The 22,868-nt window shown below is 37.8% G+C and carries 18 protein-coding genes, 1 pseudogene and 1 riboswitch; of the genes and pseudogenes, 3 read left to right on the top strand and 16 right to left on the bottom strand.

Going from position 1 to position 22,868, the window contains the following annotated elements:
- Positions 1 to 621 precede the first annotated feature (621 nt).
- The 3 genes from AZE41_RS03385 to AZE41_RS03375 all read right to left on the bottom strand — a co-directional run bounded on the left by AZE41_RS03385 (position 622) and on the right by AZE41_RS03375 (position 3,497).
- A complete protein-coding gene (locus tag AZE41_RS03385) occupies positions 622 to 1,488 on the bottom strand; it encodes an aminoglycoside phosphotransferase family protein (RefSeq protein WP_067205662.1) in 867 nt (288 codons plus the stop codon).
- A 153-nt stretch (positions 1,489 to 1,641) separates the two neighbouring features.
- Positions 1,642 to 2,595 carry an alpha/beta fold hydrolase gene (locus tag AZE41_RS03380; RefSeq protein ID WP_067205660.1) on the bottom strand — a complete coding sequence of 318 codons (954 nt, stop codon included), beginning with the start codon at positions 2,593 to 2,595 and terminating at the stop codon, positions 1,642 to 1,644.
- Positions 2,596 to 2,843: 248 nt separating this feature from the next.
- Positions 2,844 to 3,497: a M48 family metallopeptidase gene (locus AZE41_RS03375; RefSeq protein ID WP_067205658.1), complete on the bottom strand. Its 654-nt coding sequence runs from the start codon at positions 3,495 to 3,497 to the stop codon at positions 2,844 to 2,846.
- 786 nt (positions 3,498 to 4,283) lie between these two features.
- A riboswitch (Lysine riboswitch) is annotated at positions 4,284 to 4,461 on the top strand.
- Positions 4,462 to 4,583: 122 nt separating this feature from the next.
- Between AZE41_RS03375 and dapA the strand changes: the two genes are divergently transcribed.
- Entirely contained in the window at positions 4,584 to 5,468 is an 885-nt protein-coding gene (gene dapA / locus AZE41_RS03370; RefSeq protein ID WP_067205656.1) for a 4-hydroxy-tetrahydrodipicolinate synthase, read from the top strand.
- 105 nt (positions 5,469 to 5,573) lie between these two features.
- Here dapA and AZE41_RS03365 read toward each other — a convergent pair.
- The 6 genes and pseudogenes from AZE41_RS03365 to AZE41_RS03340 all read right to left on the bottom strand — a co-directional run bounded on the left by AZE41_RS03365 (position 5,574) and on the right by AZE41_RS03340 (position 10,420).
- Positions 5,574 to 6,140 (bottom strand): annotated as a pseudogene (locus AZE41_RS03365) (DUF4256 domain-containing protein).
- Between the two features lie 115 nt (positions 6,141 to 6,255).
- Positions 6,256 to 6,909: a phosphate signaling complex protein PhoU gene (gene phoU / locus AZE41_RS03360; RefSeq protein WP_197485362.1), complete on the bottom strand. Its 654-nt coding sequence runs from the start codon at positions 6,907 to 6,909 to the stop codon at positions 6,256 to 6,258.
- A 19-nt stretch (positions 6,910 to 6,928) separates the two neighbouring features.
- Positions 6,929 to 7,699, bottom strand: coding sequence for a phosphate ABC transporter ATP-binding protein PstB (gene pstB, locus AZE41_RS03355; RefSeq protein ID WP_067213825.1), 771 nt, complete (start codon positions 7,697 to 7,699; stop codon positions 6,929 to 6,931).
- A gap of 76 nt (positions 7,700 to 7,775) precedes the next feature.
- Positions 7,776 to 8,603 carry a phosphate ABC transporter permease PstA gene (gene pstA, locus AZE41_RS03350; protein WP_067205651.1) on the bottom strand — a complete coding sequence of 276 codons (828 nt, stop codon included), beginning with the start codon at positions 8,601 to 8,603 and terminating at the stop codon, positions 7,776 to 7,778.
- Between the two features lies 1 nt (position 8,604).
- Entirely contained in the window at positions 8,605 to 9,519 is a 915-nt protein-coding gene (gene pstC, locus AZE41_RS03345; RefSeq protein WP_067205649.1) for a phosphate ABC transporter permease subunit PstC, read from the bottom strand.
- 58 nt (positions 9,520 to 9,577) lie between these two features.
- Entirely contained in the window at positions 9,578 to 10,420 is an 843-nt protein-coding gene (locus tag AZE41_RS03340; RefSeq protein WP_082786475.1) for a phosphate ABC transporter substrate-binding protein, read from the bottom strand.
- Positions 10,421 to 11,700: 1,280 nt separating this feature from the next.
- Here AZE41_RS03340 and AZE41_RS03335 point away from each other — a divergent pair.
- Positions 11,701 to 12,399: a ferredoxin reductase domain-containing protein gene (locus AZE41_RS03335; protein WP_067205646.1), complete on the top strand. Its 699-nt coding sequence runs from the start codon at positions 11,701 to 11,703 to the stop codon at positions 12,397 to 12,399.
- 850 nt (positions 12,400 to 13,249) lie between these two features.
- On the opposite strand, the gene AZE41_RS03330 is transcribed toward AZE41_RS03335, so the two are convergent.
- The 5 genes from AZE41_RS03330 to AZE41_RS03315 form a co-directional block, all read right to left on the bottom strand.
- The gene (locus tag AZE41_RS03330) at positions 13,250 to 14,701 is read right to left on the bottom strand and encodes a hypothetical protein (protein WP_197485361.1); all 1,452 of its coding nucleotides are present in this window, start codon (positions 14,699 to 14,701) and stop codon (positions 13,250 to 13,252) included.
- Positions 14,702 to 15,390: 689 nt separating this feature from the next.
- Positions 15,391 to 16,752 (bottom strand): 23S rRNA (uracil(1939)-C(5))-methyltransferase RlmD, encoded by a 1,362-nt coding sequence (gene rlmD, locus AZE41_RS03325; protein WP_067205645.1) that lies wholly within the window; start codon positions 16,750 to 16,752, stop codon positions 15,391 to 15,393.
- 548 nt (positions 16,753 to 17,300) lie between these two features.
- Entirely contained in the window at positions 17,301 to 17,420 is a 120-nt protein-coding gene (gene cydS / locus AZE41_RS23600; RefSeq protein WP_399630682.1) for a cytochrome bd oxidase small subunit CydS family protein, read from the bottom strand.
- A 13-nt stretch (positions 17,421 to 17,433) separates the two neighbouring features.
- Positions 17,434 to 18,459, bottom strand: a complete 1,026-nt coding sequence (locus tag AZE41_RS03320) for a cytochrome d ubiquinol oxidase subunit II (RefSeq protein WP_067205642.1) — start codon at positions 18,457 to 18,459, stop codon at positions 17,434 to 17,436.
- Positions 18,456 to 19,802, bottom strand: a complete 1,347-nt coding sequence (locus AZE41_RS03315) for a cytochrome ubiquinol oxidase subunit I (RefSeq protein WP_067205639.1) — start codon at positions 19,800 to 19,802, stop codon at positions 18,456 to 18,458. The genes AZE41_RS03320 and AZE41_RS03315 overlap by 4 nt, the downstream gene beginning before the upstream one ends.
- Before the next feature lie 382 nt (positions 19,803 to 20,184).
- Here AZE41_RS03315 and AZE41_RS03310 point away from each other — a divergent pair, with 382 nt between their 5' ends.
- Entirely contained in the window at positions 20,185 to 20,613 is a 429-nt protein-coding gene (locus tag AZE41_RS03310) for an NUDIX hydrolase (protein ID WP_067205637.1), read from the top strand.
- A 487-nt stretch (positions 20,614 to 21,100) separates the two neighbouring features.
- Here the strand turns inward: AZE41_RS03310 and AZE41_RS03305 are convergent, their stop codons facing one another.
- Complete coding sequence (locus AZE41_RS03305) at positions 21,101 to 22,039, bottom strand: diacylglycerol kinase (RefSeq protein WP_067205634.1); 939 nt, start codon at positions 22,037 to 22,039, stop codon at positions 21,101 to 21,103.
- Between the two features lie 81 nt (positions 22,040 to 22,120).
- Positions 22,121 to 22,690 (bottom strand): thioredoxin family protein, encoded by a 570-nt coding sequence (locus AZE41_RS03300; protein WP_067213823.1) that lies wholly within the window; start codon positions 22,688 to 22,690, stop codon positions 22,121 to 22,123.
- Between the last annotated feature and the right edge of the window lie 178 nt (positions 22,691 to 22,868).

Raw genomic sequence — 22,868 nt, 5'->3', positions numbered from 1 at the left:
CACTTTTCGTTTATATAAAAATAATGAATACCTTATTATTATTAAATGTTTTATAGTCTGATTACTGAAAAAATATGTTATTCACCCCTTATTAATTCAGGCTTTTCTCACCTCACAAATCCTGAAAGAAATAATTTAATTAAAACCCGTATTGGAATCAATTACATTCGTATTCAATTACTCGTTACCACACAAAAAACACTTCTTTCTAGAATGCATTTTCGTTTCACATTATTAATAACATGCCAAACATCAAATCAATTAATAATAATTTGAGTACCGAGAGGATTAAATGATTTGTTATTGAGTCGAATACTGGACACAAAAAAGGTACTAGGTAAAAACAATTGGGAATTGTTTTTAACCTAATACCTTTTGCAATACATGAATACCCAATAAACCTTTACCCCAGTTATAGTAAAGAGTTTATTTTTAATGGGTTTGATTCCTTATTAATCTATAATTAAATCTCCAACCATGTAACGCATTCAACGTGCGCTGGGTGCTGACGGTAGAATAAATTAAGATGTAACTGTATTCATTTCTAGAGCTACATATCTAAATTGACATTCGTTGCGTATGACATAATAAAAGGAAGGGGAAATAATCATCCCCTTCCTTTTATATAGTAAACTCAAATTCTTTTAAAGAAGGATTATTTGTCACTAAACCTTTTACTCTTTCTATTGTATTAGAATCTTTGGGTACCCCACCACTTCTATTAAGCACGAGCCACCTGAGACAAGCCAAGGCTTCAAAAACTTCAAGTTCCTTCTGCTGAATATCCTTTTCTAAAAGATAAGCAGAACGAAACACATAAGCATATCGCTCTGAGACATATATTTTCAGTAAAGTAAGTGACCACGCAAAATCATATCTCGGGTCCCCTAATTGCCCATTCGTCCAATCGATTACAGTATACTGGTCATTTTCCTCCATAATGTTATTCACATGAAAATCGCCATGAATAATATGTTCTTGCTTTATTTGGGTTATTTGTACAAGAGAAATCAATGCTTTATATATGTCAGAGTGTTCTCTTACTCCAGGAAAAAAATAGTCAATGAAATCGTACTTTGGAAGTTTTATATTTCCAATCTCTTTAACGGGAATTTGATGTATTTTTGATAAGATGTTTGCAATCTTTGTCATTTTCTTTTCGTTTGCTTTAAGCACAGGTATTCCGTCAAATGTTGTTAACAACACCTTATCTCCGTTTAGATTTATCCCCCAGCCTAATGGTTTAGAGACTGATAATCCTCGTTCCAATAGGACATTCAATAATCGATATTGAAAACTAATATCGGGTTTGGAACTCTTACTCCATACTTTCAATACAAAGCTATCTTTACCTGAACATATCTTCATGACTTCAGCTTCAAATCCATGTTCCATTGGGTGCATGGTTAAGGTGTCTCCTTGAATTAATAGATCATCTATAACTTCATTTTGTTCTACCCAATCCACGATACCTAAAGGGTTTCCCAATAATATTCCATCTCCTTAGTGAAAGATACAAACTGCCCAAACAACTCGAAATACCTTTTTACATTTTCACAAGCACTATATTTCAATTTACTACATCTTTTTTCTCCTATTCACAACTACGTGACACCAGTCAATAACGCGATTAAATATCCCTTAGCACAACAAAGATATATTGTCATCTAACTGTTTTACAGCTCTGCTTATAGTATCTATAACTAATTCTGGGTTTTCTAAATGTATTGAATGATTGTTGTTAGTTTTAATTTGCACAGTATTATTTGTCAAATTACTAAGAAGTTTTTGTTGGTTAATCCAAATTGGGTCTATATTATTAGAACTTAAAATTGTTACGGATAAGTTTAAATTCAGTGGTTCGGACTTTTTAAGTTGCATAGCAGATTTTTCGCTATATAGAAATTCCTTAAAAACAGCTTCATAAGATTTTGAACGGTATCCTATATACTTAATATACTTCTGATATGGTTCTGGAAGTTGTTTTCTTCCAACAGGAAGTTTTAATAGTTTCGGAAGCCCTAAACCACTGGTGAGATAACCGAACTTGAATAACTTGAGATTTTTCTTATGCATTTTCCTTCGAACAGTGTCCCATTCAGCACTCAAATATCTATTTTCATGAACAGAATCAATTAAGATTAAAGATGCTACCTTATTTGGATATTTACTAGCAAATAATCGCATATTTAAACCCCCAAAGGAATGTCCTACTAAGATATATGGTGGATTTATTTGAAGTTTCTCTAAAATCTCCGATAAATCACTAACAACATCTTCGCTTGTGTATGCTTTCTCTATTGCAGTGCTCCAACCATATCCTGCTCTATCAAATGAGATTACCCTACAAAACTTAGACAATTGAGGCTGAATATAATACCAATCAATTGAACAGCAACTTAACCCCGCGTCTAATATTACAGTACATTTAGTCTCTTCACATTCAGAAACAACAGTATGAACTACCCTATCTTTTATATTTACTAAATCACCTATTTCTCTTACCCTATTCTTCTTATCAAAATACATGTTTGCCATTACAAACGGAAAACCTACTATCTCTAATGTGGTCTTAATGATTTTTTCAGTTTTCATTTCTTCCCACCTTTCCATACAAGGTAAATAATACCATAAACTAATTTAAATTTTGCAGAAAACAATGCAAATTTGATAAATTGGTTAAAATCCCCTGGATCCATTCACCTCTTCCAATTTAACCAAATTGAAGTAAGTTGTGACCTCAACCATCGGGGACCTACAAGTAAAACATCACCAAGAACAATAGAGAATACGTTTTCGAACACAAATAAAAACGATCACATTTCTAAATGTGATCGTTTTTATTAAAGTGACATTGAATACCCATGCCTCGCCAAATACTCTTCCTTCTCTATATAATCCGGCATAATACTTCCGACACGTCTCCAAAATGAGCGATCATGATTCATATGAAGTATATGACAAAGTTCATGGATTATCACATAATCGATGACTTCAACCGGGGCCATAGCTAGACGATAATTAAAAGTTAGCTTTTTATCCGAACTACAACTACCCCACTTGGCTTTAGACTCTACTATTTCGATGATTTTAGGCTTTACTTTTAGTTGTTTTTGATATATTTTTATCCGTTCTTCTATAATCGTCCTACAGCTGGCGATATAGAACTTCTTGAGATTTCTTTTAAGTACCTCTTCATTTAACTCACTACTATCTATTAACTCATGAAGAAAACGGTCTTTCCCAAGGTATAAAAACTTCCCTTGAGCGTGATACTCTCTTGCCTTAGGGGCTTCTCGAGCTACTTCAATTTCATGTATTTTCTCTAGTATCCTTTTCCCTTTGCTCTCAATGGCACTGACAATCATTTCTTTACTTGTGTCATTTGGAGCTTTAACAGTTATGAAACCAAACGAATCTATCTGAATCGCTAGCTTCTTCCTATTTCCATACTGAACATTAAATTCTATAATTTCATTTTCAATTTCAACTTTCATAACTAACATCACCTTTATACATTTATTCCTAACTCTTGTTTATTAACTAATCCGCTGTTTTCTTTCTATTCTTAGCCACAATCCATCGATTCGCTTCCTGATACATTCATCTTAGTGTGTATTAACCATTCTGGCAACAAACGCTCCGTAGAGTAATTCAGGCGCTACGTGTACAACTACTTTTTGGGACGAAAGAACAGCGGTTCTTCTTATCTGGATATAATCCGCCAAAGATACAATTTTGGCGGCTGAAACTTTCTTTATGATTTTCTCTTTTTTAATAGTAAAGAAGTGTCACTTTCTATTAGGCATCACATGATTAGATGCATAGTCTTTCTTAAAAGTAAGCAAGAAGCACATTATACAACGTTCAAGAGTGCCCGAAATTGTATCTTCGGGCACTTACACTCTCTATAGAAAGTCATCTATTCATTTCTTCCAAAACAGCTGCATTTTCCACTTGAACAATGCAGGAACGCGACAGGCTACTATCCACAACAGGATTACTAAAAAATGTATGGCTAGTACCCCTCAGTAAATCTGTCATGAATAGTTAGCCGGAGGCGGGCCGGAAATAGTCCAGTGAAAATGAAGGTCATCAAGCCCTTCTCACTAGTATTTTATTCAAATAAATGGGTCATCAACAGACGAAATAACATTTAAAAGAATATCAAGTCCCCATTAAATTCAGAACCTTTCTAGAACTCGGCACCTTTCCCTTGCAATTGCGTTAGAATAGAGGTAAGGTTTGTCTAATTAGAAATTCACTTATTTCAAAAATTTTGAAGTAAGGATAGAGGCGCAAAGACCATCAGTACACACGTGGAGGATGATGAGATCCTGTGACATTTGTGGAAAGGGGAATTTGCCGAAGTGGAGAGAATCTCATTTTCTTGAAGCTGGTTCTGTGTTGAATAAACACAGAATTGTCATATAGGAAACTATATGGAGGGCTATCTTATGCAAAGAAATAATTTATTATTTCTACTGCAACAACGAGCCCTTGTTGTTGCTTTTTTGCGTTCATTCACTAACTGCCCTTCTTCCTCTATTTTTTTAAAATAAATTATAGGATGTGGAGAAATAATGAATTTCGGACAAGTATTAACTGCTATGGTGACTCCTTTTGATGAAAATGGTGAAATTGATTTTCAAGCTACAAAAAACTTAATTAATTATTTAATTGCTAATGGAACAGATGGCTTAGTGGTATCTGGTACAACAGGAGAGTCTCCGACGTTAACAGAAGAAGAAAAGGTCAAATTATTCAAGTTTACAGTGGACGTTGTGAATGGCAGAGTTCCGGTGATTGCTGGTACAGGCTCGAACAACACAAAAGGATCAATTGAACTAACAATACTTGCAGAAGATGTAGGTGTCGATGGTATTATGCTCGTTGCGCCATACTATAACAACCCATCTCAAGAAGGATTATATCAACACTTTAAGACAATTTCGGAGGTCACATCTTTACCGATTATACTTTATAATGTTCCCGGACGCAGTGTTGTCAACATATCTGCTGAAACAGTCATTCGCCTTTCAAAAATACCTAATATCGTTTCTATTAAAGAGGCAAGCGGTGATTTAGATGCGATGGTCGAAATTATTACTCATACACCTGAAGATTTTTCATTGTATAGCGGTGATGATGGTTTAACAATTCCAGTGTTATCAATTGGTGGAACAGGTGTTATTTCTGTAGCATCCCATGTTATAGGAAATGAAATGCAAACGATGATTGAACATTTCAAAAGCGGCAATATTCAAGAGGCAGCTAAGGATCATCGTAGACTACTACCAATAATGAAAGCACTTTTTGCTGCTCCAAATCCATCACCTGTAAAAGCAGCTTTGAATTTAAAAGGAATCCCTGTCGGTGGTGTCCGCTTACCTATGATTCCTTTAAGCGATGAACAACTAAGTTCACTACAACGAGCACTAGATATCCATGAAAAAGTAACTTCTTAATAAACCATTGTGACAGGTACCAGGTTCTAAAACAATTCACAAATCAATAAGAACCTGGCACCCATCACTCTATCTCATCGTCTATAAGCTTAGTGGGTGCAAAATTTAGACCCTCAGCGAGCCACGGAACCCCCTGGCAGCATAGTAGGATTCTGCTCCATTGTGATACACAAAGACAGTGTCGTAGCGCCAATCACAAAAGATAGCCCCTCCGAGTTTTCTAATATTGGCAGGTGTTTGCACCCAGCTCGATGTTTTCATATCGAACTTTCCAAGTTCCTGCAACTCCCGGTATTGTTCTTCCGTTAAAAGCTCAATGCCCATGTCGGAAGCCATATCAAGAGCATTATTTTCTGGTTTATGCTTTTTTCTTGACTCCAACGCTTCTAGGTCGTAACAAACACTTCTACGGCCTTTAGGGCTTTCTATTGAACAGTCATAAAAAATATATTCGCCCGACTTTTTATCATGACCAACAACATCCGGTTCACCACCGGTTATTTCCATCTCATTAAGCGACCATAGTTTTTCAGTATTCGCTTCCAACTTCGCTTGGACTTTACTCCATTAAAGTTCTTTATGGCGATTCATGTTTTTCTCAAAACGAGCTTTCAATATTTCGAGTAATTCTTCACGTTGTTCTAGTGACAACTCCTTGTTTCTCTTTGTCATACTAGTTTCCTCCCCTATTTTTTTATTATGTATAGAATACTCTTAATTTTTATTACGAGCTACCTTAAATAAAAACGGAGGAGAAAATTTTTCATTTTTCTCCTCCGTTTTTATTTTATGAATTGAAATCATATATTTGACCTTTAATCAAATATGCTGCGCTTTCAGCGATATTTGTGATATGGTCTGCTGTTCTTTCAAGATAACGATTTACAAATAATAATTGGACAAGCTGATTTGTTTCTTCTGGATGTTCACTTAGATACGTAGTCAGTTTTTTATAGTTTTCACGACTGCATTGATCCACTTCATCCTCTAAGTCGCCAACTTCTTTAGCAAGTACCATATTTTCCTCTAAAAAAGATTGGAGTGCTTTTCGGAGCATTTCAATTGATATGTCTTTCATCTTTTCTACATGTGTGATTTCCAGTAAAGATGTTGTTTGACCAATCTTAATGGTTGATTTTGCAATATTTACGGCAAAATCCGCAATCCGTTCAATTTCAGACGAAATTTTAAGTACACCAATAATTTCGCGTAAATCCCTTGAAATAGGCGCTTCTTTTGCCATAATCCAGATTGCAAACTGGTTAATTTCCACTTCAAGTTTATCTATTGCTGTATCTCCCTCCATGGTTTTTATAGCAATTTCAACATCTTGTGTTTTCAAGGCTTTAACTGATTTTTCTAAGGCAATAATTGATAGTTCACCCATTTCGGTGATTTTACTTTTTAATTCCTCTAAATTTTTCTCGAAGTTTTCACGCATGATCCTTTGTTACCCCCTGTTATCCGAATCGACCTGTGACATAATCTTCGGTTCTTTGATCTTTTGGCGTAGAGAAAATATTATCTGTATCATCGTATTCAACAACTTCTCCATTTAAGAAAAATGCTGTTTTATCAGAGATTCGTGCAGCTTGTTGCATGTTATGAGTAACAATAACAATCGTATAATCTTTTTTCAATTTCGTGATTAGTTCTTCGACTTTTAACGTAGAAATTGGATCTAGTGCGGAAGTAGGCTCATCCATTAATATAACATCTGGTTTCATCGCAATGGCACGTGCAATGCAAACACGTTGTTGCTGACCACCAGACAAACCTAGTGCTGATGTTTTAAGACGGTCTTTTACCTCTTCCCAAATCGCGGCTCCGCGTAAACTTTCTTCCACAATTCGATTTAATTCTTTTTTATTTTTTATGCCTTGCCCCTTTGGACCATAGGCAACATTATCGTAAATGCTCATTGGGAATAAATTTGGTTTTTGAAATACCATTCCCACTTTTGTGCGTAATTTAATTACATCACTTGAATTATAAATTTTTTCATGATCAATGACAACTTCACCTGTAATTTTCACACCATCAATTAAATCATTCATTCGGTTTAATGTTCGTAAAAAAGTGGATTTGCCACAACCTGAAGGACCGATTAAAGCAGTAACCTCATTTGCACGAATAGCAAGATCGACGCCGAACAGCGCTTGTTTCTCACCATAGAATAAATTCAAATCCGTTACATTAATTTTTGATGTACCTACTTTATGTTGCTCCATATGCGCAAATACCTTTCCTACTTGATTTTGTGTGATTGCTGGTTCCATTACTGCTGTACTCATTGATAAGCACTCCTTATTTGTTGGTTCCTTTGTTTAACTTTTTTGATATGTAGGTTGCTGAAAGGTTGATGATCAAAATGAGAACGATTAAGACGATCCCCACTGCTGCAGCAAGTTCAATGTCTCCCGATTCTTGTGTGACTAAATAGGAATGAACCGTTAACGTTCGAGCCGATGAAAAGATTCCATTTGGCATGGCAGCAACAGTTCCGGCTGTTAAGAAAATAGCAGCTGACTCGCCAACAATTCGTCCAACAGAGAGGATGATACCCGATAAAATCCCCGGCATGGCATTAGGTAAAATCACCTTATATAAGGTTTGTAGCTTCGTTGTCCCAAGTGCTAACGAACCTTCACGATAGGAAGCCGGTACTGTTTTCAATGCTTCTTCTGTTGTTCGGATGATGACAGGCAAAACAATAATCGTTAATGTTAATGAAGCAGCAATAATGGACATACCTAACTTTAAGGTTGTTACAAAGAATACTGCCCCAAACAAACCGTAAATAATCGAGGGGATTCCTGTCAAACTTTCTGTTGCAAAACGTATGATTCTTACCAAACGCCCTTGTTTCGCGTATTCTTGCAAGTAAACGGCCGCTAATATCCCAATGGGTGTTGCGATGATCAATGAAATAACAATTGTGTAGACCGTTGTTACAATCATTGGCCAAATACCGCCGCCTCCAGTTGGTGAATAATCGCCAAAGATGAAATCGAAGCTGATTAAACGAAATCCTTTATAAAAGATGAACCCCACAATCATAACGAGGACAGCAACCGATAAGAAAGCCGAGAACCATAAAAGTCCACGTAACAAGTTATCTTTAAATTGCCTCATCTTAGTTGCCACCCTTCGCACTGATTCTGGCTAATACAAAATTCAAAATTAATATAAATGAGAATAAAACAATTCCCGTTGCAAACAACATTTCTTGATGTGTACCGAATGCATAACCCATTTCTAAAGCAACATTTGTCGTCAGTGGACGAACACTATCTGTAAGGCTCGTAGGGACGATTAAACTATTACCAGCTACTAAGATAACTGCCATCGTTTCTCCGATTGCTCTACCTAAACCTAATACGATTGCCGTCATAATTCCTGACTTAGCTGCTGGTACAATGACTTTAAAAATTGTCCCAATATGAGATACGCCAAGTGCTAATGATCCTTCACGATATGTATGAGGGACCGCACGAATCGCCGTCTCTGCTACAGTCACAATTGTGGGTAACATCATGATTGCTAGCACAAGAATAACAGCTAGTAAACTTTGTCCTTTCACTAAACCGAACGTATCTTGTAAAAATGGAACAATGATTGCAAGTCCAAATACACCGTATAATACAGATGGGATACCAGCTAGCAACTGAATGGCTGGTGAAATAATTTTAGCTACTCTTTTAGAGGCAATTTCCGCCAAGAAAATCGCTGTAAATAAGCCAATAGGAACCCCAATAATTAATGCTCCAATTGTTGCATAAATTGATGCAACAATCATTGGGAAGATACCGAATTTATCTTCACTCGGTACCCAATCAGTGCCAAAAATAAAATCTATAAAGCTATAACCACCTGCTACAAAGGGATGAGCTCCTTTATAAAATACAAATCCAATGATTAACAATAAAGTGATAACTGAAAGAAGTGCGCAAATCAAGAAAATTCTTGAAGACACCTTCTCTAACAAATACTTCCTTTTATTTGCTTTACCGATTGCTACGGCCTGCTCGTTAGTTGTTGGGATAGACACACTTTATTCCTCCAAAATCACACTCAAAATTATGGTTCTGTTTTTCTTTAAGAATCTTTTATTTTATAGGAATAGCTCCTGCTTCAGCTGCAATGAGTTGTCCATCTTCACTTAAGATGAAATCTATAAATCGTTGGCCATCCTCTGTTAATTGACCTTCTTTATATAGAAATAAGAATGGTCTAGACAAACTGTATTGTTCTTTTAGAACATTTTCTGCATTTGCTGCTACGCCATTAATGTCGATTGTCGAAATGGAGTCATCTATATATTCAAATGAAATAAAGCCCACTGCATGTTTATTGTTCCCTACTGTTGTTTTAATATTACCGTTACCACTTGCAATAATTGCATTTCTTATTAATTCGCCAGAGCTGTAATCGACAATTTCTTGGAAAGCATCACGTGAACCTGAACCATCCTCGCGAGAGACAACAACGATTTCCATATCATCTCCACCAAGTTCTTTCCAGTTCGTCACAACTCCAGTAAAAATCTTCTTTACTTGCTCCATCGTAAGATCTTTTATTTTGTTAGTTGGATGAGTCACTACTACAATTCCATCATAAGCAATAACGACCTCATTCAATCCACTCGCTATTTCTTCATCCTTTAAATCTCGTGAAGACATACCGATTTCAGACACGCCACTGATTGCGTTGGTAATACCCGCAGATGAACCAATTTGGTTTATTTCAATATTCGTTTTGTCTTGCTCTGAATATTTGTGGGCTAGTTTTTCAGCAAGCGGCCCTACAGATGTTGATCCTGAAATAGACACTGTTGCGTTACTACCTTTTGACGCTTGTCCGTTAGGTTCATCATTGCTTGTACATGCGGATAGTATAGTAATTAGAGACAGCGTTAATAATCCCATTTTCACTCTTTTCAACCTAGTCATTTGTGACCTCCTAGAAATAGGTTAGGAACTTTTTTATGTCGTATCTTGTCTAATACTAGAATAATCGCCTAGTGTAAATTTTCAACAGGTATTTTGTAAAGCTTTTGTAAATTTCATTAAAAGCAAGATACTTTATGTTAAAAATTGTTAAGAATTAATACTCGACAAGATAACTTAGGATGAGTTGAAATTAAAACTTAAATACCTTCCATTTATTTCACAGTCATTCTAAGTAGATTGAATACATGATTTCAATTTTATAGTCTCAAACAAAGCTGTGTAATCATCTCGTCATGTCATAGAATACAGTTTCCAAAAGAACCGCCTTTTGTCCCACTGATGGTTTTGAAGGTTTACCGAGTGATATTCCCTTCTTTGTAAGCAGACCTATAACTATTAACTGTAAAGGGATGATGACCGATTATTTGAGCAATCTAATTGATTTTGGACGCCCTATTGGTTATCTCTATACCCGCTAGGAAGAGCTTAAAATCTTTAAATCAACTATGTTGTTTATTTAGTTGCTTATTAATTTTTAAAATCGATATATTAAACACCGGAATTGTAAAAAGCTTGAGGATTCGAATTTGAATCCTCAAGCTTTTTACATTTATATAGTATGTAAGTCTAACCATGCCAACTCTTCAAATAAAGCTTTTTAGGAACAATATAAAACTGTTCGTTTCGAATTGCATCAAAGAAATTATATGAAAATCTCTAATTGGATAAAAGATGGCACTATATACTTTGGCTACACCTCTCTATTTATCCTATCTAACCAGTTTACCGATGAAATTCCCCATACCATTTCACAATTACCCTGCCTATTTATCGTTTGACTATGTCTGTATAAGAGCCAATTACATGGTGATTGGCATATATTACTCAACATAAAAGGTGAAGAATCAAGTTAAAAATGATTCTTCACCTTTCATTCAATATCTCGTTTCAAATCTCCAACCATGCAACGCATTCGACATATGTGTATTCACCTACACCATCATTCATGTATATATTTCAGTTGCTTCCCTTTTAAATAGTTGTTTGTCATCAAATACTTTAACTAACAAGAAGTGAGTATGAAGAAATTAATTTTCGCATGCAACATTGGATTCATAGTTCAATGTTACATAGGAACTTTTTATTAAGTATTCTAGCTAACCTGATTTAATTAAAGTTTTTTTGCAAGACTTGAAATAAAAAACCATTTAATTGATAATCGTTATCAACTACTATATATTTAATAGTGACAGAAAATATAAATGTAAAGGGAGAGTATAATGCAAATATACTGGACTAAAATAAATAAAATTATTGAAGAAACTCCTGAAGTGAAAACATACTTGCTCGATCGTCCGAAGGACTTTTCATGGGAGGAAGGTTCCCACACTCATTTCGCACTTAAAGGTTTTAACGCTGGAGATAAGCCGAACCGTAGCTTAATTCGCCACATGTCAATATCCACTTTACCTCATGAAAATTCAATTGGCATTACAACACGTATCAGAGAACATTGCTCCGAGTTTAAAGCGACCTTAAGAAATCTTGAAGTTGGCAATGAAGTTGCAATATTTAAAACTCATTCGAATATACCACTTAAAAGAGAAAACAAAAATGTTTATCTATTGTCATCAGGCGTTGGCCTGGCAACTTTCAGACCACTTGTACTTGATTACTTTGAACGTGCGGAAAACGTCAATCAAGTTCATTCCTTAAACATCGATTCGTCAAAGGATTTCCTATTCTCTACTATTTTTGAATCTGCACCTGATAAGAAATTCATATCACGGTTCGTCGATAATCGGAAAGACTACTATGAAGAAGTGAAAAATCTAACTGCCGATAAAGACGGACAGTTCTATATAGTTGGCAGTGACGAATTCCTCATGCAGAATATTGAATTGCTGCGTGAACAAGGGATCAAACCCGAACAAATTATGCTCGATAAACGTCAACAGCAACTGTCTGAGTTTTTATGATTTTAAAAACGGGAAAAGATTCACCTTTTCCCGTTTTCCTTATCCTCAAATCAAATCTCCAACCAAGCCACACACTCCACATGTGTCCTCACAAGTATGTGGATACAAAGGATTTACCTCGTCACTCGCTTGTGAACACAAATTTGGAGACGATTCAAAAAAATCGTCAGACTGCTTCGCATTCTTTCGTTTAAGTTTGAATTTATTGCGATTCAACTAATTCTTTATACCTGTTTTATTAATAAAAACTAGTTCGTATGGATAGATCATACTGTCTTCTACAACTCCTCCTACACTCACAAAGAAGTACGGTCTATGAAGTTGTTGGATTAGAAGACACCGTGACAGTCTGCCAATCCACTTGCATGATTGATGCTATGTAAAATGCTATCTTCACAAGTAGGAAAATGATACCAAATCCTGCTAAGACAGAATGCTGGACTAGGCTTTTGTCACTGGCTCGGATTCATTTTCCATTGTATTTAAAGATTTCATTTCCTCCTTTCCAGATATGAAAAAAGCAGTCAACCTTTATTACTAACAGCTTGTCAAAAAACTATTTAGGTATTACTACTATTTGATTTTCACTAATAACTTCCATGCAGAACACATTAAATCTTATCCTCCTTTAAAGCGTCTTTAGCATGGAGTTCTATTGTTCTTCCTTTATCTTCGTAGACATACATTGCCATATTACCACCTCCTAGAAATTAGGATTCCAATTATATTCTAATGTTTCTTCACGTCTGCGTTTTAGATGAGGGTCTACGAACCCATTGCGAATTGGAAATTTCATATCAATGTCATATTGAATTTGAGCAACGAAATTATTGTTGTTTGGAAATAAGGATCAGTCTTTTCCTCTACGAACTTCTTTTTTGTATAGAACCAAGTAAATTATATCTGCTTGCATTCTCCCATTTTTTACTTTGTGAGATGAAAAACCATGATTTTCTAAAACCTTTATTCGGCTGATTATTTCCTCAACCGCTTCTCGTACATGACGAGATCTTGTTGCTCTTTTAAGATATGCAACAGCTTTAAACCTTTTCTTATCTTCTAAGCTAATATCTTCCACTTCCGTTAAATGATAGTCGTCAGTTTCTATATCTGGGTAATAACGAAAAGAATCCTCAAATTCATTTCTATCTTCGTCATTGATTGGAAACATCAATACATTTTTGCTGTCTACTACATGTTGCCATGCTCCTCCCATATCGATTGTGCCTTTTGTTAAGTCACTAATTACAGAACAATCGATTGTGAAAAAAGAGCTCGTAACTTTAGAAGAATGAAAAGAAACCATTATAGTATCTTTTGTAGATAACTTTCTTAGATGAAATATCCTTTCCGCAGTACACAAACCAAGAAAAACTCTTGAATCAATATCTAAATCTATGCCTGTAAATTCAACATTTACATGTTCTCTTTTTTCTTCTTTATTGTTAACTTCTAGTTGAAATATTTTATCGCAGGTCGTTAGCAACGTTGATATAGATAGCCTCTCAAAAAAAAGTGAGGTATCCTCGTGGACAGAATCATTTCCATATACTTCATTATAGGAAACATTTTCTTCACATAGGTAGCCAAACCAAGCTAGTATAATAGCAGTTACTCCGTCGTATAGTTGCAAAATAGAGTCTTTGAAGTCATATACCGTGGATTCTTGTTGCAAGTGTTGTGCTCCTTTTCTATAAGAAAACACCATCTTTGTGCCAATTACTTTTACACCACCGTGAGATATTGCATTACGGACATTTGAATCTGCTAAATCCGTAATTTTTTTGTATCCTCTTTTTGAACTGGCTAAACATTCAATTTGTGCGGTTAAATTTTTTTGAAATAGATTACTCCCCTCGGTAACACTTTGAAATTCAATAAATAGTTTCAATGTGTTACTGAACGCTGTATTCAGTAGGTCATTATAGATATTAATGCTGAAAATATTTGCTTTAAGTTCTTCATTACCTTTAAATCTATTCATCATCATTATTCTTTCCTCTAAATCTAATATGCTTTGATAAGCATATAATAAGAGATGGAAATTTGATAGTAGAGTCGAAGACATGACTTCCTTTCCTACTTTATCCTCAATTTCTCGAATTTTATCCTTAGAAAAAGAAAATATCTCTTCGTCCCAATGTTTCATTTGGTGATTTTTAAGATACTTATATAAAATTGGGTGATAGATTGATGGTAAAAATTCTTCTTTAGAAAAGAGGGCTATAAAAGTTGCCTTTACATCTTCCAATCCTGTTTCTTTATTCGCTTCCCACCAATTAATATAATCACTCGCTTGCATTTATTCCCACTTCCAGCCTTTTATTTGATTATACTTGTCACAAGTATATATCTCAAAGAAATCAGTACAAATTATTTCTTATCCTGTACTTTTTCTACGGAGCTTTTGTTATTTAATTGTCATAATTTAGGCTCTATGTTGGTTATAATTAGGAATCTTTGAAGGTTGGTACTGACCACCCAGTTATTCCTGTATAATGACCTGCGTAACCACATTATCATAATGAGTTCGGCGTGTAACGATAATTTTATTCACCTGAAAATCCCGCCTCAAACCCGCATTCCTTCGTTTCCAATTTAATAAAGTTCTCCGACCGAACTCCGATTCCCGCACTTTTCAACCCCAAAAACGCCGCTTCTTCGTCTGTTTTTCACACGTTTTTTCAGAGTTGGAATATAGTTCTCCGAAATAAGAGAGAGAAGAAATTGAAGAAAAAATATTGGAAAGAAGAATAAACGATTAGAAATACAACTGGAATGATTCTGGGCAAATCGGCGAACTGTTTCGGATAGTATATCGAATAAAGTCAGGAACCCCAAGGGATAGTGGAGTTAAGAAAGAGAGTATTATTGGGGAATTTAGGGATTATGATGGTTTAGATAAGAAAAAACCCCGGAATCCTATTAGGAAAACCGGGATAATATTGAGTTAGATATGGAATTCGGTAATATTTATTATTGAGCTACAAATCAAATCTCCAACCAAGCCACACACTCCACATGACTCGAATGAGGGAACATATCAACCGGCTGTACTTCCTGCGTGCGATAACCGCCATCTTCAAGTATGCGTAAATCCCGTGCAAGTGTACCTGGATTACATGATACGTAAACAACACGTTTTGGCTTATACTCCAAAATTGTTTTCAAAAGTTCTTCGTCGCAGCCTTTACGCGGTGGATCAACAACCAGCACGTCGAATCGTTTGCCATCTGCATACCATTTCGGAATGACGACTTCAGCAGGGCCTGCTTCGAAATGCGCGTTATTTATGCCATTCAATTCCGCGTTGCGTTTAGCGTCTTCGATTGCTTCGGGAACGATTTCAACGCCATAAACTTCTTTTGCTTTTTGTGCGATGAACAACGAAATTGTACCAATACCGCAATACGCATCGATGACAGATTCATTTCCTGTTAGCTGTGCGTACTCTAGTGCCTGTCCGTAAAGGACTTCCGTCTGTACAGGGTTCACTTGGTAGAAAGAGCGTGCAGATATTTCGAAATCGATGTTGCCGATTGAATCGACAATAACCGGTTCCCCGTATAACAAAACTGTTTCATCACCGAAAATAACGTTCGTTCTCTCGGTGTTAAAGTTTTGCATAATTGACGTTACATTTGGAACGACACGTTTAATAAGTTCTATGGCTGCATCTTTCTGCGTAAATTTCTTTTTGCGCGTTACTAAAACAACCATTACTTCGCCTGAGGTACGTCCTTTCCGGACAATTAAGTGACGAAGCAAACCTAAGTGAGTCTTTTCATCATAGGCATCAACGCCGATTGCATGTAGCTCATATTTCAACATAGCCATTAGGTCATCTGCTTCATGACTTTGGATGAGACAGATATCTGTGTCAACGATGTGATGTGTACGCGATTTATAAAATCCAGAAACAACTTTTCCATCCCGCTCACTGAAAGGGATTTGTGATTTATTGCGGTAGCGCCAAGGGTCGTCCATCCCTTTTACTGGGTGCACTGGCACATGGGGGAGTTTTGCGACACGGTCCATTACATCACGTACTGTTTTACGCTTTTGCACAAGTTGACCTTCGTAAGACAAGTGTTGCATCTGACATCCACCGCATTCTGAGAATACATGACAAGGCGGTTTTACACGATCAGGGGATGCTTTCGTTATATTTAACAGCCTGCCAAAGCCGTATTTTTTCAATGTTTTACCTACTTGTATATCAACCTCTTCGCCTGGAAGTACACCGGGGATGAAAAGCGGATAGCCGTCCACTTTTGCTACGCCCGAACCATCGTGCGTTAAATCTTCTACGTAGACGCTGAGACGATCGTTTCTATTTACACTATATGACATTATATTTTCCTCCAAATTTCAGATGTCTTTAGTTTACCATGCTGAGGGTGAAAAAACAGATGTCGCGTGGGCATCTATTAGACAAAACATGTACTTTACTGCGGGAGTAGATTTTGTTTGGCTAGTCGGCACTTGTATATGCTCGGTTGGTCCACCCATATAATCGGTAAACTAACCTATATGATCGGTCAGTGTACACTTATGATCGGTTGCCTACTTTTATAATCGGTTAGCACACACTTATGATCGATTGCCTACATATATGATCGGTCAGCACGCACTTATGATTGGCTACCAACTTTTATGATCGGTCAGCACACGCTTACGATCGGTTGCCTACTTTTATGATCGGTTCGCACGCACTTATGATTGGCTACCAACTTTTATGATCGGTCAGCACACGCTTACGATCGGTTGCCTACTTTTTTATGATCGGTTCGCACACGCTTATGACTGATTGCCTTCTTATATGATCGGTTCGCACCCACATACGCCCGCCTACCGATCACCAACAAAAAACAGACGCCACAATCGACGTCTGCTCTCTTTTACTTTTCTTTTTCAATCTGCTTCTTTATGGCTCCGTCCATTGGTGCAATAACGAACGCAACGACGAGTCCCCCGATGAGGACGATGAAAGGTGCGTAAAACATTAAAAAGTGATTCATGGACCATTCCTCCTTATGCGTGGTAGTCGCCTTTTCCGCGGACGTAGTCTTTATCGAATAGGAATAGACGCATGAGCAAGTACAATGACGGAATCAGCAGCCCAAGTCCCATGATGAACACCACGATAAGCGAGATGGCCATGGCCGGGTTCGTGAAACTGTCGTAAATCGTTAAGTACGGGTACAACAAGTATGGATAATGGGACGCACCATAGCCAAAGAAGGCGAAGGCAAACTGGCCCACTAGCAATAGGAACGCGAGACCGTAATTACGGCGCTTCCAGATTAGCCAAACCGTTCCGATGAACATGATAAACGAGATAAGGAACATGGGCCAGAAGTTTTGGATGTTAGTGTAATGTTCCGGATTGTGATTTCTTAGTTCGAATATAATGCCCCCTGCTGTGATAATAGTCGGCAATGCCCAGATGAGCGCATATTTCCGAATCATATTCGTCGCTGCAACATCACGTGCTTTATTCGCATACCAAGTCAGGAATACCGCCGATATATAAAGCGTTGCGGCGATGCTTAACACAACGATCGACCAGGTCAACGGACTGGAGAACAGCCTCCAATAATCGAGTACGGGATTGCCGTTTACCATGTCGATAAATCCACCTTCAGAAATGGTAAGTACGATGGACAGCGATGCTGGAATAAGTATTCCGGCAAGGCCGTACATGAACGAATACCCTTTGTGTCCACGCGCCCCATATGTCTCAAATGCATAATAGGAACCACGGATGGCCAGTAGGATAATCCCAATGCTGACGGGGATTAATAACGTCGTTCCATAATAAAACGCTGTTTTCGGGAAAAACCCAATAATCCCAACAAAGAAGAACACTAAGAAAACGTTGGTCACTTCCCAAACAGGCGATAAATAGCGCTGAATAATGTTGGTCAAAATATGCTGACGGCCAGTGAGCGTGCTGTAGGCATTGAAAAAACCTGCTCCAAAATCAATGGCACCAATCAGTATATAACCGAACAGGAAAGTCCATAGAACGGATATGCCTAGTATCTCGAGTGTCATAGCACGTCGCCGCCTTTCTCCGTATCACGATCTTCAATTTCGCGTTCAACTGGATTGTTTCGGAACATTTTTCTCAGTACGACTATACTACCGACTCCTAGGACAAGATAAAGCAAGCAGAACAAGATAAGCATGGAGTCAACATGTCCGCTCGTCGTAGCAGCGTCCTGCGTTCGCATAATACCTCTTAGAATCCATGGCTGTCTACCAACTTCAGCAAGCCACCAACCGGCTTCAATCGCTACTAGTGTTAGAGGGCCACCGAGTACGATAAGCCAGCGGAACCATTTCGTAGCAACCATTTTCCAACCTCGTTGAACCCCTAACCAAAATACGCCCGATAGAAGGGTCATCCAAATACCAATTGACACCATTATGTCGAATAAGTAATGGATGTAAAGTGGCGGAACTTCATCTTCAGGGAATTGATCCAGACCAGCTACCTCTTGAGTAAAACTACCGTGTGCAAGGAATGATAATGCATATGGTATTTCGATGGCATATTTAACTTCTCCATCTTTGAGAATGCCGTACATTATCAGCGGCGCATTTTCACTTGTTTCAAGATGCCATTCTGCGGCAGCCAATTTTTCAGGTTGATACTCCGCTAAATATTTTCCTGAGAAGTCACCGATAATTGCTGATGCAATTGCAAAGACAAGCCCAACTTTCATCGTTAGATAAAGTGCTTTTTTGTGGTATTCATGATTCGAACCTTTTAACAGGCGGAACGCTGCAATCGCTGCAAGCACAAAAGCAGCTGTCATATAAGAAGTCGCAACAACGTGTGCCACTTTCGTCGGCATCGCTGGATTGAACATCGCAAGTAGCGGATTGACGTTAACGAATTCACCATTAACGATATCAAACCCTCTTGGTGCATTCATGAATGCGTTAACGATTGTGATGAACACCGCAGAAAAGGATGCTCCGATGGCAACCGGAATAAGTAATAGAAAATGTTTCTTTTGGTTTTCAAAACGATCCCATGTATATAAGTAAATACCAAGGAAAATTGCTTCAAAAAAGAATGCAAACGTCTCCATAAATAACGGAAGTGCAATGACGTTCCCTGCAAGTTCCATGAAATTAGGCCATAACAAGGATAATTGTAAACCGATTGCGGTTCCTGTTACGACACCAACGGCAACTGTAATGATAAAACCTCTTGCCCAACGTCGTGCAAGTAAAATATAGTGATCATCGTTTTTCTTTATGCCAACCCATTGTGCGATCATAATCATCAACGGTACTCCGACGCCAATTGTTGCATAAATAATATGGAATGATAAAGTTGTTTCGGTTAAGACCCTTGAAAAAAAGACTGCTTCTTCATTTCCCATCTGCGTATCCCCCTTTAGCTCCCGAAGATTTTACCGAAAATTGATAACAGCATAATTCCTGCAATAATAAATGCAAGCCATATAAGTCTTTTTTCATGTATTTTGTACACTTGCACCATGTCCTTTCAAATACATCATGATTCTATTGTATACCCTCTATACCACCCAGTAGTTACGTTTAAAACGATTTACATGAACTATTTGTGACTAGACATGTTGAACAAGTGAATACCAATATAAAAAGTGAACGAAGGCGTTCAACAATGAATAGCTTTAATGAATTCAATGAAATTCTTTATTTCAACAAATATGTAGCAAAGTACCTGCTTGCCGGAGGACGGAATATTGTGTATATTTAATAAACTAAAGCGGGGTGAACACAGTGGAACTAAAAAGAAAAGTATTAGCTTATATTACAAAAGGTGAGGGTACCAAGCGGGAAATTCTGGTGTTCGAGCATAAAGATAATCCTAACGCCGGCTTACAGGTCCCCGGAGGAACAATTGAAGTTGACGAGCTTCTGATAGACGCATTATATCGGGAAATCGAAGAAGAAACAGGTATTAATAGAGAAGATTTAGAGTTGAAAGGGAAAGTTATTAAATCGAATTACTTCCCTGAACATAAGAATGTTATCTATGAAAGGAATATTTTTCACCTCACGTTTATCGGTAAAGAACATGATGGGTGGGAACACCGTGTATATGGAGGTGGCGAAGACGACGGTATGATATTTTGCCATCGCTGGGTACCCATCAACAAGTTGCCCGAACTAGCCGCCAATCAAGATCAGGCAATAGAATTTATTTAAGAAAAGCGAAAGGCGCCGTCCAGCCCTGACAGGTATAAGACGGTTTGTGAGGAGGTGTACTTCAGCCCCACAGCAAAACGACTTATAACCCGAGGGACTGGCGCCTGGAGTCTAGACATTGAAAAGCGAAAGGCGCCCGCAAGACGCGACAGGCATAAATCAATCTAGCGGCTTGGCGCTCTTTGCCATATAGCTGGATTGTTTATGACCCGAGCGGCTAGACATAAGTAAAGAGCAAGGCGCCGTCCTGTCACAACAAGGAGGAATGTAATTCAAATCTCCCCCCACTCATACCTGCATCCTTGCAGGGCCTACTTCAAGCCCCAGAGCTGTACTGTACTTTAAAGGCACCTAGCCTAGACACTGCTCCAAAGTGAAATTCTTATCGTTTCTTATCTTTTAGAAAATGAGCTGTAGGAATGCCCACTTTCGGCATCCTTACAGCTCATTTTGTCCAATCCACTAACTACCTAATCCTGACTGCAATTTACGACTCTACAGAAGAATCCGGTAGGTCTACTCGATCCTCATTCCGTAATTCACTCATAGGAACAAACATCTCAATATGCCTGTAAAGATTTTCAAACCTTGCCGGTAATACTCCACCGTATTCTCCATCCAGATTTAGGAGAACCTTTTCAGTAGATGTCACTGTAATCTTTTCTGCTTTAGTTGAAATAACAAGCGGATCATCTAGATGCTCACCTCTGAGAGCAAGCGAAACAACACGTATGAATTCAGCGATATTACACTTTTTCAGGATGAGCAAAGTGAATTTCCCGTCATTAATGCTTGAACCAGGGGCAAGTTTTTCAAAGCCGCCGACTGAATTCGTTAAGCCGACGAGAAACATCATTGCTTCATCCTCAAACACTTCACCATCGTATTCAATCTTGACGTGAGTAGAGTGGATCGACGGCAACATCTCAATACCTTTTAAATAATAAGCAAGCTGCCCAAGTACTGTCTTCAATCTGCTTGGGACATCATATGTCAATTCGGTCAATCTGCCGCCACCTGCAATGTTAATAAAGTGGCGATCGTTCATTAAACCAACATCGACAGGTATCGTTTCTCCACGAATGATAATATCTACCGCTTCGTTAATATCACGAGGAATACGTAACGCGCGCGCAAAGTCGTTCGTCGTTCCAGTAGGAATAAGTCCAACTTTGGGACGATTGTCAAATGGACTCACGCCCGCGATGACTTCGTTCAATGTGCCATCCCCACCTGAAGCAATTACAAGGTCAAAACCAGCTTCTACAGCATGTTTAGCTGCTTCTGTTGCATCTCCTTCACACGTTGTCGCATGACAAGATGTTTCATAACCGGCCTTTTCAAGCTTCTCGAGTACCTCACCCAGGTGTTTGCGGAATGCTTCGCGTCCCGACGTCGGATTATAAATAATTCTTGCTCGTTTCATCCGTAATTCCCTCTATTCGTACATATGTTTTTTAAAAGAATCAGCTAAAATGCTCGATTAATAAGACATGCCACTTGGCACTTAAGATTGTTTCTGCAATACCGGTAAGAATGTTTTACGAATGTCATCGTATACTGTCAACCACAGCTCTGGCTTGGATGTATATTCGGCAGTAATCCGCTCGATGAATGCCTGTTGTTTTTCTTTATAAACTGGTGAATCAGCTGCAGGTAAGTCTTTGCGCAATTCTAAAACATATTCTTGAATGGCAGCTGCTCGCGGTCCCCATTTCGCCTCGACTTCCCCGTCTTCATCAAGCAATAAGTATACAGGAATCGACCTACCTCCATTTGTCAGATGTTTGTCGATTAAGTCCGTATCTGCATCACGGTATGCCGTACGTACGTCAAGACCCGCGGCTTCCGCTATTCTTCGAAGAACCGGATTATTCATCATAGCGTCTCCGCACCAATCTTCCGTAATGACTAAGATATTCGGTTTCTTTGCTTTTAATAGCTCGATGAATTCATCATCTGCCGGCACTTCGAATTGTTCATAAATGCGAAAACTTTCTTCTTTATGTTTTTCCATCTTATTCATATACTGTTCGAGTGAAATGGCTTCATCAAAGTATTGTTGTTCAGTTTTCATCAATCATCCACACTCCTTTTCTTTAATTGTACGTCGTCCCTTCCCGCGAATCAAATTACGAGATTAAAAAAAGACGCTCTGTACAGGGACTTGGAAAAGTCTTATGCAGAACGTCTCAATTAAAAATAGGAAATAATAAGTTTTCGCCTAAAAATGGTGTCAAGGCGCCTTACGCTTT

The organism is Sporosarcina psychrophila (genome assembly GCF_001590685.1).
Lineage (GTDB): Bacteria > Bacillota > Bacilli > Bacillales_A > Planococcaceae > Sporosarcina > Sporosarcina psychrophila.
Note: the sequence above shows the minus strand (reverse complement) of the source record. Positions and strands in the feature narration are given on the sequence as shown.

Excerpts from the sequence above, each read along its gene's own strand:
- AZE41_RS03380 (WP_067205660.1), bottom strand. The coding sequence starts at position 2,595 with ATGAAAACTGAAAAAATCATTAAGACCACATTAGAGATAGTAGGTTTT.
- AZE41_RS03375 (WP_067205658.1), bottom strand. The coding sequence starts at position 3,497 with ATGAAAGTTGAAATTGAAAATGAAATTATAGAATTTAATGTTCAGTAT.
- dapA (WP_067205656.1), top strand. The coding sequence starts at position 4,584 with ATGAATTTCGGACAAGTATTAACTGCTATGGTGACTCCTTTTGATGAA.
- phoU (WP_197485362.1), bottom strand. The coding sequence starts at position 6,909 with ATGCGTGAAAACTTCGAGAAAAATTTAGAGGAATTAAAAAGTAAAATC.
- pstB (WP_067213825.1), bottom strand. The coding sequence starts at position 7,699 with ATGGAGCAACATAAAGTAGGTACATCAAAAATTAATGTAACGGATTTG.
- pstA (WP_067205651.1), bottom strand. The coding sequence starts at position 8,603 with ATGAGGCAATTTAAAGATAACTTGTTACGTGGACTTTTATGGTTCTCG.
- AZE41_RS03340 (WP_082786475.1), bottom strand. The coding sequence starts at position 10,420 with ATGACTAGGTTGAAAAGAGTGAAAATGGGATTATTAACGCTGTCTCTA.
- AZE41_RS03335 (WP_067205646.1), top strand. The coding sequence starts at position 11,701 with ATGCAAATATACTGGACTAAAATAAATAAAATTATTGAAGAAACTCCT.
- AZE41_RS03330 (WP_197485361.1), bottom strand. The coding sequence starts at position 14,701 with ATGCAAGCGAGTGATTATATTAATTGGTGGGAAGCGAATAAAGAAACA.
- rlmD (WP_067205645.1), bottom strand. The coding sequence starts at position 16,752 with ATGTCATATAGTGTAAATAGAAACGATCGTCTCAGCGTCTACGTAGAA.
- cydS (WP_399630682.1), bottom strand. The coding sequence starts at position 17,420 with ATGAATCACTTTTTAATGTTTTACGCACCTTTCATCGTCCTCATCGGG.
- AZE41_RS03320 (WP_067205642.1), bottom strand. The coding sequence starts at position 18,459 with ATGACACTCGAGATACTAGGCATATCCGTTCTATGGACTTTCCTGTTC.
- AZE41_RS03315 (WP_067205639.1), bottom strand. The coding sequence starts at position 19,802 with ATGGGAAATGAAGAAGCAGTCTTTTTTTCAAGGGTCTTAACCGAAACA.
- AZE41_RS03305 (WP_067205634.1), bottom strand. The coding sequence starts at position 22,039 with ATGAAACGAGCAAGAATTATTTATAATCCGACGTCGGGACGCGAAGCA.
- AZE41_RS03300 (WP_067213823.1), bottom strand. The coding sequence starts at position 22,690 with ATGAAAACTGAACAACAATACTTTGATGAAGCCATTTCACTCGAACAG.